11 protein-coding genes and 1 tRNA gene are annotated in these 13716 nt (G+C 71.0%); 7 read left to right on the top strand and 5 right to left on the bottom strand.

The window, feature by feature from the left end:
• Positions 1–38 precede the first annotated feature (38 nt).
• A complete protein-coding gene (locus QQS16_RS17010) occupies positions 39–542 on the bottom strand; it encodes a heme-degrading domain-containing protein (protein WP_286062604.1) in 504 nt (167 codons plus the stop codon).
• On the bottom strand, positions 539–1630 hold the full coding sequence (locus tag QQS16_RS17005) for a Gfo/Idh/MocA family oxidoreductase (protein WP_286062603.1): 1092 nt from the start codon (positions 1628–1630) through the stop codon (positions 539–541). Before QQS16_RS17005 ends, QQS16_RS17010 begins: the two co-directional genes overlap by 4 nt.
• Positions 1631–1685: 55 nt before the next feature.
• Between QQS16_RS17005 and QQS16_RS17000 the strand changes: the two genes are divergently transcribed.
• From QQS16_RS17000 to QQS16_RS16975, 6 genes are all read left to right on the top strand, one after another.
• The gene (locus QQS16_RS17000; protein WP_502963804.1) at positions 1686–2870 is read left to right on the top strand and encodes an ROK family transcriptional regulator; all 1185 of its coding nucleotides are present in this window, start codon (positions 1686–1688) and stop codon (positions 2868–2870) included.
• 156 nt (positions 2871–3026) lie between these two features.
• A complete protein-coding gene (locus QQS16_RS16995) occupies positions 3027–3809 on the top strand; it encodes a hypothetical protein (RefSeq protein ID WP_286062600.1) in 783 nt (260 codons plus the stop codon).
• 116 nt (positions 3810–3925) lie between these two features.
• Entirely contained in the window at positions 3926–4705 is a 780-nt protein-coding gene (locus QQS16_RS16990; RefSeq protein WP_286062599.1) for an HAD-IIA family hydrolase, read from the top strand.
• 103 nt (positions 4706–4808) lie between these two features.
• The gene (locus QQS16_RS16985; RefSeq protein ID WP_286062598.1) at positions 4809–5357 is read left to right on the top strand and encodes a hypothetical protein; all 549 of its coding nucleotides are present in this window, start codon (positions 4809–4811) and stop codon (positions 5355–5357) included.
• 3 nt (positions 5358–5360) lie between these two features.
• A complete protein-coding gene (locus tag QQS16_RS16980) occupies positions 5361–6026 on the top strand; it encodes a class F sortase (protein WP_286062597.1) in 666 nt (221 codons plus the stop codon).
• 432 nt (positions 6027–6458) lie between these two features.
• Entirely contained in the window at positions 6459–7478 is a 1020-nt protein-coding gene (locus QQS16_RS16975; protein ID WP_286062595.1) for a glycoside hydrolase family 6 protein, read from the top strand.
• Between the two features lie 66 nt (positions 7479–7544).
• Here QQS16_RS16975 and glxA read toward each other — a convergent pair whose 3' ends face one another.
• From glxA to QQS16_RS16960, 3 genes are all read right to left on the bottom strand, one after another.
• Positions 7545–9482, bottom strand: a complete 1938-nt coding sequence (gene glxA / locus QQS16_RS16970; RefSeq protein WP_286062594.1) for a radical copper oxidase GlxA — start codon at positions 9480–9482, stop codon at positions 7545–7547.
• The gene (locus QQS16_RS16965; protein WP_286062592.1) at positions 9479–11488 is read right to left on the bottom strand and encodes a glycosyltransferase family 2 protein; all 2010 of its coding nucleotides are present in this window, start codon (positions 11486–11488) and stop codon (positions 9479–9481) included. The genes glxA and QQS16_RS16965 overlap by 4 nt, the downstream gene beginning before the upstream one ends.
• 620 nt (positions 11489–12108) lie before the next feature.
• Positions 12109–12182 (bottom strand) — tRNA-Lys (locus QQS16_RS16960).
• 177 nt (positions 12183–12359) lie between these two features.
• Here QQS16_RS16960 and QQS16_RS16955 point away from each other — a divergent pair.
• Positions 12360–13682 (top strand): peptidoglycan-binding protein, encoded by a 1323-nt coding sequence (locus QQS16_RS16955; protein WP_286062590.1) that lies wholly within the window; start codon positions 12360–12362, stop codon positions 13680–13682.
• Positions 13683–13716: the final 34 nt, after the last annotated feature.

The raw sequence follows: 13716 nt of genomic DNA, 5'->3' as shown, positions 1-13716 counted from the left end.
ACAGCGGTGCCAACCGGAGGACGCGCCGGGATCTTCCCTCAGAGTCCCAGGAACTGCTCCAACGCCTCCACGACGAACCGGTGGTCCTGCAACTGCGGCAGCCCGGAGACGGTCACCGCGCCGATCACGCCCACGCCCTCGACCGTGATCGGGAACGAGCCGCCATGGGCCGCGTACACGTCCGGGTCCAGCCGCGAGGACTCCTCGAACGTCGTGCCCTTGGCGCGGAACTGGGCGCCGACCAGGTAGGAGGCGGAGCCGTAGCGCTCCACCACCCGGCGCTTGCGGGCGATCCAGGCGTCGTTGTCGGGGGCCGAGCCGGGCAGGGCCGCGTGGAAGAGCTGCTGGCCGGCGCGGTGGATGTCGATGGCCACGGGCGCCTGGCGTTCCCGGGCCAGGTCGACGAGGAGGGAGCCCAGGGCCCAGGCGTCGTCGTAGGTGAACTGTCGGAAGACCAGACGGCGTTCCTGCGCCTCCAGTTCCTCCAGCGGAGGGGTGAGCTCCGGGTGGAACTTCGGGCCGATCTCCTGGTTGTGCGTCACAGTGTCACCGTCATTCCGTCGCGGGCCGACCGGCGGGCCGCCTCCAGTACGTCCAGGGCGGCCGCCGCCTCCAGCGCGGTCACCGGGTGGGGACCGCCGTCGGTGAGGGCCCTGGCCACGGCCGCATAGTAGGCGGGGTAGTCGCCGGGCAGGGTGGGTTCGGGGCGTCCGCCGCCGGTCGGCGGGGACTCGCCGGAGCCGACGCGGCCCCACAGGGACTCGGGCTCGCGGCCCCAGTCGCCGGTGGTGCCGGGACGCAGGCCCTCCCGCAGCGCCGCCTCCTGCGGGTCGAGGCCGTACTTCACATAGCCGGCCTTCGAGCCCAGCACCCGGAAACGGGGTCCGAGTTGGGCGGTCGTGGCGGAGACGTACAGGTGGGAGCGGACGCCGTTCGTGTGGGTGATCGCGATGAACGTGTCGTCGTCGGTCTCGGCGCCCGGGCGGCGGATGTCCGACTCGGCGTAGACGGAGGCGGCCGGACCGAAGAGGACCAGCGCCTGGTCGACGACGTGGCTGCCGAGGTCGTACAGCAGACCTCCGATCTCTGCGGGGTCGCCCGACTCACGCCAGCCCCCCTTGGGCTGGGGGCGCCAGCGCTCGAAGCGGGACTCGAAGCGCCACACGTCGCCCAGCTCGCCGTCCGCGAGCAGCTTGCGGAGCGTCAGGAAGTCGTTGTCCCAACGGCGGTTCTGGAAGACGGAGAGGAGCAGGCCGTGCTCCTCGGCCAGGGCGGCCAGCTCCCGCGCCTCGGCGGCCGTCCCGGCGACGGGCTTGTCCACGACCACCGGCAGACCGGCCTTCAGGGCCGAGGTGGCGAGTGGGACGTGCGTCTTGTTCGGGGACGCGATGACGACCAGGTCCAGGTCGCCGGCGCGCTCGAACAGCTCGTCCGCGGTGGCGGCCGTGCGCACGTCGGGGAACGCGGCGCGGGCCTGTTCCTGTCGCTCGGGGTTCGAGGTGACCACCGTGTCGAGGGCGAGGCCCTCGGTGGCGGCGATCAGCGGGGCGTGGAAGACGGAACCCGCGAGGCCGTAGCCGACGAGGCCCACGCGGAGGGGGGTACCAGCCGTACCAGTCGTACCAGTCATGCGTCCACTTTCGCAACGCTGTTGCCAAAGTGCAAGCGCCGGGGACAATGGGGGCGTGGACAGGGTGAGGAACGGCGGTGCGAGCGGTGGCGCGAGGGGCGGTGCCGCGGGTGCGGTGGGCGGGACGCGGGGGGTGACGGCCGGCGTCAACCTGTTCGCCCTGCGCAGCCACAACACGGCACTCGTCCTCGACCTGCTGCGCGCGGCGGGCGCGCCGGGCATCAGCCGGCTGGAGCTCGCCGACCGCACCGGACTCACCCCGCAGGCGGTCAGCAAGATCACGGCCCGGCTGCGGGACGACGGGCTGGCCGCGGAGGCCGGACACCGCGCGTCCACCGGCGGCAAGCCGCGCACGGTCCTGCGGCTGGTGCCGGAGGCCGGGCACGCGGTGGGCGTACACCTGGACCGGGACGAGCTGCGGGCGGTGCTCGTCGACCTCACCGGCGCGGTGGTGGGGGAGCGGCGGGCCGCGCTGGACCTGGGGGCGGGGGCGGACGCCGTGGTCACCGCCGTCGCGCGGGAGACGGAGCGGCTGGTCGCCGGCGCGCTCGGACCGCCCGCCGACGGGTCCCTGGCCGCCGTCGGCTCCCTCCTCGGACTCGGTGTGGCGCTGCCCGGACCGCTCGACCACGCCCGGGGAGTGCTGCACCGGGTCACCGGATTCCCCGAGTGGGACGGGTTCCCGCTGCGGGACGCGCTGGCCCGGCGGCTGGGCGTGCCGGTGGTCGTCGACAAGGACACGAACGCCGCCGCGCTGAGGCTCGCGGTGGGCGGTGAGGACGGTTCCTTCGCCTATCTCCATCTCGGTACGGGCCTCGGCGCGGGCCTGGTGATCGACGGCGACGTCCACCGGGGCGCGCGGACCGGGGCGGGCGAGTTCGGCCACCAGGTCATTCAGCTGGACGGACCGGTGTGCGAGTGCGGGAACCGGGGGTGCGTGGAGGCGCTCTGCCTGGGAGCGGTGGCCCGGGGGGAGCCGGCCGAGGCGGCCCGGGTCCTGGGGGAGGGGGCCGCGAACCTGGTGGGCCTGCTCGACATCGACCTGGTGCTGCTGGGCGGCCGCACGGTGACCGGCGCTCCGGAGGTCTTCGTACGCGGAGTGGCCGCGGTCCTGGGGGCACGGACCCGCGGACGGAGCGAAGCGGTACCGGTACGGGTCGCCTCCGGCGGAGTGCGCGGCGTCGCGGAGGGAGCCGCCCAACTGCTGCTGGCACCGCTGTTCGGGCGGGGGGAGGGGTGACGGGGACGGGGTGACGGGGCCGGAGTGACCGCCCACCGGCCCTCCGCCCGACCACTCCGCCCACCCCCCGATCGGGCGGCATCACGCGTCCATTCGGGCACCCGGGCGGAGTGGCTACGCCTGTCGCGGGGGCGTGACCGGCATGGTCATGTGTTCATGCGACTGCCTACGTCCGCCCTGCTCTGCCTCGCGGCAGCCGCCGCCGCGCATCTCCCGCTCGCGTCCCCGGCGTACGCCGACTCCTGTGCCACCGGGTCCGACGAGCGGGCCTTTCCGCTCACCACCCGTGTGCACGGGGGCCCCGACTCCTACGAGGCCGGCGGCGGCTACGGCGTCTGGAAGCTGGACCTCACCAACACCACCACCCGGACCTGCGAGAACATCCACCCGGTCGTCGTCCTCGTCGACGAGCGGCGGGCTCTGGAACCCGGCCAGCCCCGGCTGGAGTTCCTCGAAGGCGAGGAAGGGTCCCGTCCGCACCCGGTGGTGTTCGAGCGGACCGACGCCGACGAACTGGTCGGGGTGTTCGCCGGGGAGGGGGACGGCTTCCCCGGGTTCACCGTCGGCCCCGGCCGGACCCTCAGCGTGACGGTACGGCTCGCGGTCACCTCCGACGCCGTACCGAACGAGGTCACCGCCCACGCGGCCGTCGTACAGCGGCGCGACGACGACGGCGACTGGGTCGGGCAGTCGAACGACTACCGGTTCGGGATCGAGGCCGAGGCCGAGGCCGAGACCGGGAGCGAGACCGGGACCGGCAGCCCGACGCCCTCGCCCAGCCCGAACGCCGAGGCATCCACACCCCCCGTCGGCCGCCTCCCCTTCGCCGACGAACTCGCGCGGACCGGACTCGGGCCGACGGGCGGAGCCGTCGCGGGGGTCGTCGCCCTGCTCCTCGTTGCCACCGGCGCGCTGCTGCTGACCCGCCGGCGCCGGTGACGGCCCCGGCTCCCCGCCGGGTCCGCGGCACCCGGCCATTCCCGCAAGATCGGGGCTCTGTCTAGGCTGGGGCGCACGCAGCACCGCGTACATGCGTACGGCAGGAGATCCCGCACATGGCAGACCGCAGGCCCATCGAGTCGTGGCTCACCGACATGGACGGTGTACTCATCCACGAGGGCGTACCGATCCCCGGCGCCGACGCCTTCCTGAAGAGGCTGCGCGAGTCCGGCAGGCCCTTCCTGGTCCTGACCAACAACTCCATCTACACCCCGCGCGACCTGCACGCCCGTCTGCGCCGCATGGGCCTGGACGTGCCGGTCGAGTCCATCTGGACCTCGGCGCTGGCCACCGCCCAGTTCCTGGACGACCAGCGGCCGGGCGGCTCGGCGTACGTCATCGGCGAGGCCGGCCTCACCACCGCGCTGCACGACATCGGCTACGTCCTCACCGACCACGAACCCGACTACGTCGTCCTCGGCGAGACCCGCACGTACTCCTTCGAGGCCATGACCAAGGCCGTGCGGCTCATCGAGGGCGGCGCCCGCTTCATCGCCACCAACCCCGACGAGACCGGGCCCTCGGCCGAGGGCCCGCTGCCCGCCACCGGTGCCGTCGCCGCGCTGATCACCAAGGCGACCGGCCGGCAGCCGTACTTCGCGGGCAAGCCGAACCCGCTGATGATGCGCACCGGGCTCAACGCGATCGGCGCGCACTCCGAGACCAGCGCGATGATCGGCGACCGGATGGACACCGACGTGCTGGCCGGCATGGAGGCCGGGATGCAGACCTTCCTGGTGCTGACCGGGCTGACCCGGCCGGAGCAGATCGAGAACTTCCCCTACCGGCCGTCCACCATCGTGGACTCGATCGCGGACCTCGTCGACAGGATCTGAAACCCGCCGGGCGGCGAACACGACCCGTACGGAGTAACGCGGGCCGCGCCAGGATGCGTGGCCCGCGGCCCGGGGGGAGTCTCCAGGTATCTGGAGGTTCACGATGGGTTTCCTACGCCTCACTCTCTGTGCCACCACCCTCGCTCTCGCCGCCCTGACCCCCGCCGCGTACGCGGCGGACGGCGGCAGCGTCTCGGTGACTCCGTCCTCCCCCGCGCCCGGCGCGGAGATCGCGCTGCGGGTGAGCGGCTGCGCCGGGAAGACCGCCACCGCCGCCTCGGCCGCGTTCGTCGCTCAGGCGCGGCTGTCGGGCGCCGACGGCACGCTCGCGGGCGAGACCCGGATCCGCTCCTCGATCGAGCCCGGCTCCTACCCCGTGCGGATCGTCTGCGCCGACTTCCGCGTGCAGGGCACGATCACCGTCGGCCACGGCTCGGCCCTGCCGACCGGGCAGCCCGCCACGCCCACCGCGCCCGCCTCACCGGTCGCCCCGGTGCGGGCCGGTGGCGGAGGCGCCGCCCACCTCTCCGCCGCGGACGACCGCGAGACGGGCCCCGGTACCGGGCACGCGGTGACCGGGCTGGTCCTGGCCACCGTCGCGGCGACAGCCGTCGTGCTGCTCGGCGGCCGCCGGAGCCGCAGGACGGGCTGACCCATGTCCGACCGCGAACGCACCACCGGCACCGGCCGTCTGCTCACCGGCGTGGCCTGGGCACTCCTGCTGCTCGGGCTGTGGCTGTGGGGACGCGAGGCGACCGACGTACGGCACGGGATATCCGCGCCGGCCACCGGCGACATGGCGGCGGTCGGCCGGCCCCCGGACGTGAAGCTGCCGCCCCCGCTCCGGCCGCTCGGCGACGCGCTCCCGCAGCGCGTCGACATTCCCCGCCTCGGCGTCCAGGCCCCGGTCGTGGCCCGCGGCCTCGACGGGCAGGGAGCGATCGACCCGCCGCCCTTCGACCGGGCCGGTGCCGTCGGCTGGTATGCCGCCGGGGTGAAGCCGGGGGCGACCGGGACCGCCCTGCTGGTCGGGCACGTCGACACCGAGACCCGGCCCGCCGTCTTCTACAAGATCAGCGCGATGCAGCCCGGCGAGACGGTCCGGGTGATCCGCGACGACGGCGAGGTCGCCGAGTTCACCGTCGACGACGTCCAGGTCGTCACCCGCGACCGCTTCGACGCCCGGCAGGCGTACGGCCCGCGGGAGACCGGCCGGGCCGAACTGCGGCTGATCACCTGCGGCGGCACCTTCGACCGGGCGAGCCGCAGCTACACGGCGAACGTGATCGTGTCGGCGTATCTCACGGGAACCGGTCTGTGAGGCACCTGGCCCGGTCGGCGGCCCGCTCCCCTTGAAGCCGCCGACCGGGCTGGTCCTCGACCGCGGGCGCACGGGCCGCGGGAGTGACCCGGCGCCGGCACGGGAGGCTGCGAAAGCCACGGTGGTGAAACCGTGGCCGGGGGCTGGAGCCGTACGACACGACTTTAGAGCGGATGTCCGCCGGGGCCTAGAGGGCGATGCACGCCACGTCCCGAAGCGGTCGCTCTGCGTCATCGACGCAGGTGACTCCTCTCCGCGAGGGCTGGTCGCCCGGTCTCCGCGGGGGCTGGTCGCCGGGCGCGGCGCAGAGGCGCGCGTACGCTGACCACCGGAACTGCGGACCGCTCCGGACAAGGCGTGGACGACTTCGATAGGGATACGACGGGTGTGTCAGGATTGAGACTTGGAACGGTGCACCCAAGGGGGAGTTGGATGTACGTCAGCAGGGGGGCCGGAACACGGTTTTCCGCGGCGGTGCTGGGGGCGGCGCTGCTGATCGCGGGGTGTTCCTCATCGGACGGCGGAGGGGACAAGGACGACGACGCCGCCGCCGGGATCACCCAGCAGCCCAAGGCGACCGACCCGTTCTGGGTGAACCCGGACGGCAACGCGGCCCAGCAGGTGGCCGCCTACGAGAAGGCCGGCAAGAAGGCGGAGGCGGAGCAGATCCGCAAGATCGCCGAGCAGCCGACCGGCGAGTGGATCGGCGTGGACGAGCCGGAGCAGGAGGCGCGCGGCTTCACCGAGGCCGCGACGAAGGCCGACCGCACGGCCCTGCTGGTCCTCTACAACATCCCGCACCGCGACTGCGGCCAGTACTCGCAGGGCGGCGCCGCCGACGGCAACGCCTACCGGACCTGGATCGACGGCGTGGCCAAGGGCATCGGCGACCGGTCCGCGACGGTGATCCTGGAACCGGACGCCGTGCTGCACCTCGTCGACGGCTGCACGGGCCAGGAGTTCCACGAGGAGCGGTACGCCCTCCTCAAGGAGGCCGTGGGCAAGCTCGCGGCCCTGAAGAACACCAAGGTCTACCTGGACGCGGGCAACGCGGGCTGGGGCAACCCCGACCAGATCTTCGGACCCCTGCGGCGCGCGGGCATCGACCAGGCCGACGGCTTCTCGGTCAACGTCTCCAACTTCTACTCGACCGAGGACTCCATCGCCTACGGCAAGGAACTCTCGGCCAAGGTCGGCGGCAAGCCCTTCGTGATCGACACCAGCCGCAACGGCAACGGCCCCTACGAGGGCGGCAACCCGGACGAGCGCTGGTGCAACCCGCCCGGCCGGGCCCTCGGCGAGACCCCGACCACCAAGACGGCGGACCCGCTGGTCGACGCCTACGTCTGGGTCAAACGCCCGGGTGAGTCGGACGGCGAGTGCAAGGGCGGCCCGCAGGCGGGCGAATGGTGGACGGACTACGCGCTGAAGCTGGCCAAGGGTTCGCGGTAGTTCCCCGTACCTGACTGGGGGCGCCCTCCGTGACGGAGGGCGCCCCCAGCGCGGTGTGCGGTTCCGCTACGGCACCTTCACCCACTGCGCCTTGCTCGGCGTCCCCTGGTCGTCGTTCACGAACAGCATGTACCACCCCGACTGGACGAGGTTCTTGTTCTTCGGCAGGGTCACCGTGATCTTGTCGCCGGACGCCTTGAAGTCCAGCGCGATGGACCGCTGGTCCACGTCGGTCACGTGCGTGGACGCGCTCGGCCGGATCAGCCGCACCTTCTTGACCGACGAGGCGTGCTGCGAGGTGAACGTCCCCGAGTCCCCGCGCTCGATGGTCTGCGGACCGCCGGACAGCGACGGCCGCGCGCCCTGGTACAGGTACGGCGGCGTGTAGATCTCGATCCGCTGCTCGAACGTGCCCGGCTTCGTGTTCGCCTTGTCCCCGTACAGCGAGTCCGACCCGAAGAACATCACCCGCCCGTCCGGCAGCAGCAGCGACCCGGAGTGGTAGTTCCGGCCCACCAGCGGATCGGCGACCTCGTCGAACGTGTTGGTGTCCGGGTGGTACATCCGGGCCTGCAGGATGTTGGAGTCGCCGCGCCCGCGGTAGTCCTCCGAGCCGCCCGACACCAGCACGGTGTCGTCCGGCAGGACGGACGCCTGCGGATAGCGCGTGCCCTTCTCCATCGACGGCCCGTCCACGAACTCCGGGTCGTCGGCCTTCAGGTCGATGATCCGCGTCTTCTTGCTGGACAGCTTGGACTCGCCGACGCCGCCACCGCCGATCACCATGTACTTCTCGTCCTGCGCCGGTGGCAGCAGCACGGTCCCGGACGTCTCCAGCAGCTTGGGATCGCTCAGGCCGGGCACCTTGGTGAACTTGTTGGTGTCCACGTCCCAGACGCCCGGGTCACGGCCCACGTCGTCCGGCCCGTAGCCCGCGTTGGAACCCGAGTAGAAGACCTTGCCGTTCTGCATCAGGAACAGCGCCGGGTAGGTCGGGAACTGCATGGTCTTCGGCAGGTAGGTCCACTTCTTGGTCTTCGGGTCGAAGACCTCGTTCTTGCCCGGGACCAGCTGGCCGATGTCGTCGAGGCCGGAGGCGCTGAGGATCCTCCCGTCGCTCAGGGTGGTGAGCGTCGGATACCAGCGGGCCTCCTTCATCGGGTCGACCTTGATGTACTTCTCGGCGATCGGGTCGAACTCGAAGGCGTCCCGGATGCCCTGGAAGTCCTTCTTGTCCAGGGCGAGCTTCTGCGCGATGCCGTACGTGTTCTTGGCGTCGGCGCCGGACAGGCCCAGCACCTTGTAGTTGTCCTGCGTACCCGTCTCGTACCGGGCGCCGCTCTTCTGCGCCTCGACGTAGATACGGCCCAGGCCCGGGGTGTTGCCGAGGAACTCGCCGGTGTTCTTGTCGAACTTCTTCGTCGCCCGCTCGACGACGACCGGGTCCTTCGACACGAAGGTCTTGCCGTTCTCCTTGCCCACGAACCTGGTGCCCGCGGGCAGCGTGATCGGCTTGTCCGGGTTCTCGTTGTGCACGATCATCAGGCCGCCGGCCTTGGTGACGTCACCCTTCAGCTTCTCGTACCGCTTGGTGCCGCCCGCGATCAGCAGGTTGCCGTTGGCGAGCTGGGTATGGCCGGTGCAGAACAGGTCCTTGGGCGTGGGGACCACCTTGATGGTGCCCTTGACCGGGTCCCAGATCCGGGTGTCGAACTTCTTGTCGTCGAAGTTCTCCTGGTTGTTGCCCGAACCGGCGACGAGCAGCACCTTCCCGGTCCGCAGCAGCGCCGCGTGGATGGTGTTCTGCCGGTACTCCTCCGGGAACTCGATGATGTCCCACTTGCCGTTCGCGGCTTTGTACTCGGGCTTGTTGATTTGGTACTGGTGGTATTTCTCGGTGCCGAAGCGGTAGAGCCACGGTCCGTTCATCCCGGCCAGCGCGAGCACCACCGCCGTGCCTATCGCGAGTCGACGGGCGCGGCGGCGGCCTGCACGGTCGTTCATTCCTTACGTCCCCCAAGTCCACCAAGGGCGATCTGCATGGTCTGGTCACCCGTTCCGTTCGAGCCCTCGTTCGAAGCCGCCCAGCTGGGCTTGTGCTGCGGGGCGTGCTGGGCCGCCGTGCGCTGCACCGGCAGCGCCTGCGGCTCGTAGGCCCCCACGGGGGCCGCGGGCGGGGCGACGGGAGCCGCGTCCCGCGGCTCCTGCTCGGGCGCCGCGGGCCTCTTCTTCGCCTGGCGGAGCATGTGGCGCCAGGCGATGATCGGCGTCGCGGTGATCAGCGTGGCGAACGTCGCCCAGATGATCATCGCGGGGTGCGCGTGCCCGAAGACGAATCCGGCGGCGATCGACGCGGTGAAGAGCGCGATGAAGTACCAGTGGTACCGGAAGGTCCCGAACCACCTGTCCGGGCTCGCCGAGTCACCCTTGGGCGTGACCACGAACTTGCTCTTGCGCCGGAGGGCGGAGTCGATCAGCGCCTTGGCGTAGAGCGGCGCGGACAGGGCGGACATGACCATGCCGGCCACGCCGCCGGACCCCTCCGGCTCGTGCGGGGAGACGTTGTGCCGGCGGTTCCAGATGTACAGGCCGATCTGGAGCGCGGAGGCGTTGCCGTAGAGCATCAGCCACACGGTCGGGTCGATGTTCACACCGGAGGCGCCCAGGCCCAGGAACAGCGCGCAGCTCACCGCGGCGAGGATCCAGTTGAGGGCGGACATCGGGTAGAAGATGATCATCATCGTGTAGTTGAAGAGCTTGCTCGGCGGCAGCGAGTACCAGCCCTTCCAGTACTGCTTGAGGATCGTCTCGTACGTACCGCGCGACCAGCGCATCTGCTGGGTGAAGAAGTCCGTCCAGGCGCTGGGTCCCTCACCGACCGCGAGGACGTCCGGGGTGTAGACCGAGCGCCACTTCTTGCCCGTCGCCGGGTTCTTGTGGCGGTGGATCTCGAAGCCGGTCGCCATGTCCTCGGTGATCGAGTCGTACAGGCCGCCGATCTGCTTCAGCGCCCTGATGCGCACGGCGTTCGACGTGCCCACGAACATCGGCGAGCCGTAGCGGTTGCCGGCGCGCTGGATCAGCGCGTGGAAGAGGAACTGCTGCGACTCGGCGGCCTTGGTGACGAAGTTGTCGTAGTTGCCGTAGACCTGCGGGCCGATGACGAAGCCGATGTTCGGGTCGCGGAAGAAGCCGAGCATCCGCTCCAGGTAGTTCGGCAGCGGCACGTGGTCGGTGTCCACGGACGCGAAGAAGTCGTAGTTGTCGCCGTGCGCGTCCAGCCAGGCGTTGTAGTTGCCGTGCTTGGTCTTGGCGCGGTGCGGGCCCGAGGCCTGGTTCCACTTCGCCACGCCCTTGCGGGAGAAGTGGTGGACGCCGAGGCGCTCGCACACGGCCTTCACCTCGGGGTCGTCGCCCTCGTCGAGGAGCCAGACATGCATGAGGCCGCGGTGGCGGATCTTCACCGCGGCTTCCAGGGTCTTCGTCACCATCTCCAGCGGCTCCTTGCCGGGCACGAAGGAGGTGAGGAAGGCCACTCTGGTGCCGGTCTCGGGGACCACCGGGATCGGGTCGCGGGCGACCAGGGTCGCGTGCGCGTTCGACAGCACGTTCATGCAGCGGAAGAACTCGATCAGGCCGATCGAGACGAGCATCACCACGTCGAGCGCCGGCAGCCAGGCGAACGCCGGGTAGTCGCGCACGGTCCAGTGCGAGGGCTGAAGCAGCCACACCAGCAGCACCAGCGACAGCAGCGGTGCGGCGGCCAGCATCAACGCGACCCGGATACGGTGCGGCTCCTGCGAGATCAGGGAGCGGTACTGCACTCTGTACGGCTTGGTCGGGTCGGGCTGGGTGAGGGGACCTGCCAGTCGGCTGTAGTGCTCGTAGTCGTACTTCGGCAGCGTCTTCTTGATCCTGCGGAACGCCCCGGTCCGATGTGAAGGCACCCTGAGCTGGGTGGTCTGGGACGGGTCGTAGTTCTGCCGGGCGCCCGTCGGCGTCGACGTCATGAGTCATCCCCCCACACGCGTGTCTCCGCGTGGTGTCGTTTCCTTACCACTGCTCGGGTCCCCCTCGACCCTGCACAGTCGTATCAGCGGTGGGCCACAGTCACCACATCGTCCACATCTTTGGACACAGAACTGCGACCTTCCGGTTGCATGATGCCCCCCTCGGCATCACTCCATGAACGGGGCCCCTTCCCCCGCAACACCGGCAACCGGCTCCTTGCCCCCCAACTGCCGCGAAACCGCAGCATCTTGAAGGAACCAGGTTTCTACGGTGTCCATCATGATCGCAAGATGCGAAACGCGGTGTTTACCGGTCATACGCGTTCAATGTGGCCCCTGTGGGGACCTTGTGGAGCCGTTGTGGACAGGAGGGCACGGATGTCGACGAAGTGCTTCCTCGCGACCTCACCTCTGGCGAGGTGTGGCGCGAAACACGCGGTCGGTCCCGGTGGGGCCGGCTTCCTCGACGGCCTTCCGTTCCATACGTCCGACGCGCGCGTCCAGTTCAAAGGACGGACGTGCCCTGCCATGACGAGATGATATCCGGCCAATCCTGGAAAGCGTTCCTTTCTGGGGCATGGGGAAAGCCCCCCGCTCCCGCGAGGGGCTTCTCACCATCGTGCGCCGCCAGGGACTCGAACCCCGGACCCGCTGATTAAGAGTCAGCTGCTCTAACCAACTGAGCTAGCGGCGCGCGCTGACCTGCACAACTTTACCGGACCTCGGAGAGTGCTCCGGACCGCGGGTGCCGGGGCCCCGCTGGACCCCGTACATCATTCGGACCGTCAACATGCGCGGTCGGGCGACAGTTGAGAAACTGACGAATGTGCACAGGCATGGACATTTCCACCTGAGGTGTGAGGGGAATCGCATGGCGGCTCCGGTCTTCGAGGAATTCGATCCCGCGACCGACTGCGACTGCCCCGGATGCGTCCACTGGCGGCGCGTCCTGCCGCATTCACCGGGGGCCCGGACCGGCCGCCACCCGGCCGCCCACCGGGCCGTGATCGTCGCCGCCGCGGCCTCCACGGCGCTCGTCGCCGGCCACCCGGCCCCCGCTCTCGCCGGCTCCCACGCCCCCGCCCGCCCGGGTGTTCCCGCAGGTGACGAGCCCGACACCCCTCAGGGCGGCAAGGCCCCGCTGCACGGTCCGAGCGGCGCGTCGGCCGCCCCGGGCACCGCGCGCGCGGTCTCCCGGGCGGACATCATCAAGCGGGCCAAGGTCTGGGTCGCCGCCAAGGTGCCGTACAGCATGTCCGCGTACTGGAGCGACGGGTACCGGCAGGACTGTTCGGGCTTCGTGTCGATGGCCTGGAACCTGCCGAGCAACGAGTGGACGGGCAGCCTCGGCCAGTACGGGGTGCGGATCACCAAGGACGACCTCCAGCCCGGCGACATCCTGCTCTTCCACAACCTGTCCGACCCCCAGAAGGGGTCCCATGTCGTGATCTTCGGGGGCTGGACCGACTACACGCGTACCTACTACACCGCCTACGAGCAGACCCGCCCGCACACCCGCAGGCAGGCCACCCCGTACGCCTACTGGAGCAACTCCGACCGCTATCTCGCCTACCGCTACAAGGGGCTCACGGGCGGCGCGGCGGGCGCGCAACCGGACAGCGCGAAACCGGACAGCGCGAAACCGGGTGTCCCCGCCGGGACGCCCTATCCGGGCCGGGCCCACTTCGGTCCCGGCGCCAAGAACAAGTACGTCACCCAGCTCGGCCGGATGCTCGTGGAGCGCGGCGCCGGGCGCCACTACGCCACCGGGCCCGGCCCCCGCTGGACGGCCGCGGACCGCACGGCGACCCGGGCTTTCCAGCAGGCCCAGGGCTGGCGCGGCCGGGCCGCCGACGGGCTGCCGGGCCCGCTGACGTGGGAGCTGCTGGTCACCGGCCGGGGCCGGGACGTCACCACCGGGGCGGTGGTACCCCCGGCTCCCGCGTCCCACGGGGTGCCCGGCTACCCGGGGCGGGCCATGTTCCGGCCGGGAGCGCGCAACGCGTACGTCACCCAGCTCGGCAGGCAGCTTCTGAAGAAGGGGTTCGGCAGGCACTACACGACCGGGCCGGGGCCGCGCTGGGGCGAGGCGGACCGGCGAGCCGTCGAGGCCTTCCAGCGTGCCCAGGGCTGGCGGGGCGGCGCGGCGGACGGCCACCCGGGCCCGGAGACCTGGCGGCGGCTCTTTTCCTGACCACCTGTTGTGACGCATCTGGCGCGGAGGCTGG

The organism is Streptomyces sp. ALI-76-A (assembly GCF_030287445.1).
GTDB lineage: Bacteria > Actinomycetota > Actinomycetes > Streptomycetales > Streptomycetaceae > Streptomyces.
The sequence above is the reverse complement of the archived record's forward strand: the minus strand, read 5'-3'. Positions and strand labels throughout refer to the sequence as shown.

What these genes read in the sequence shown, in the direction of transcription:
- QQS16_RS17005 (WP_286062603.1), bottom strand. Translation starts at nt 1,630, where the DNA reads ATGACTGGTACGACTGGTACGGCTGGTACCCCCCTCCGCGTGGGCCTC.
- QQS16_RS16995 (WP_286062600.1), top strand. Translation starts at nt 3,027, where the DNA reads ATGCGACTGCCTACGTCCGCCCTGCTCTGCCTCGCGGCAGCCGCCGCC.
- QQS16_RS16990 (WP_286062599.1), top strand. Translation starts at nt 3,926, where the DNA reads ATGGCAGACCGCAGGCCCATCGAGTCGTGGCTCACCGACATGGACGGT.
- QQS16_RS16985 (WP_286062598.1), top strand. Translation starts at nt 4,809, where the DNA reads ATGGGTTTCCTACGCCTCACTCTCTGTGCCACCACCCTCGCTCTCGCC.
- QQS16_RS16980 (WP_286062597.1), top strand. Translation starts at nt 5,361, where the DNA reads ATGTCCGACCGCGAACGCACCACCGGCACCGGCCGTCTGCTCACCGGC.
- QQS16_RS16975 (WP_286062595.1), top strand. Translation starts at nt 6,459, where the DNA reads ATGTACGTCAGCAGGGGGGCCGGAACACGGTTTTCCGCGGCGGTGCTG.
- glxA (WP_286062594.1), bottom strand. Translation starts at nt 9,482, where the DNA reads ATGAACGACCGTGCAGGCCGCCGCCGCGCCCGTCGACTCGCGATAGGC.
- QQS16_RS16965 (WP_286062592.1), bottom strand. Translation starts at nt 11,488, where the DNA reads ATGACGTCGACGCCGACGGGCGCCCGGCAGAACTACGACCCGTCCCAG.
- QQS16_RS16955 (WP_286062590.1), top strand. Translation starts at nt 12,360, where the DNA reads ATGGCGGCTCCGGTCTTCGAGGAATTCGATCCCGCGACCGACTGCGAC.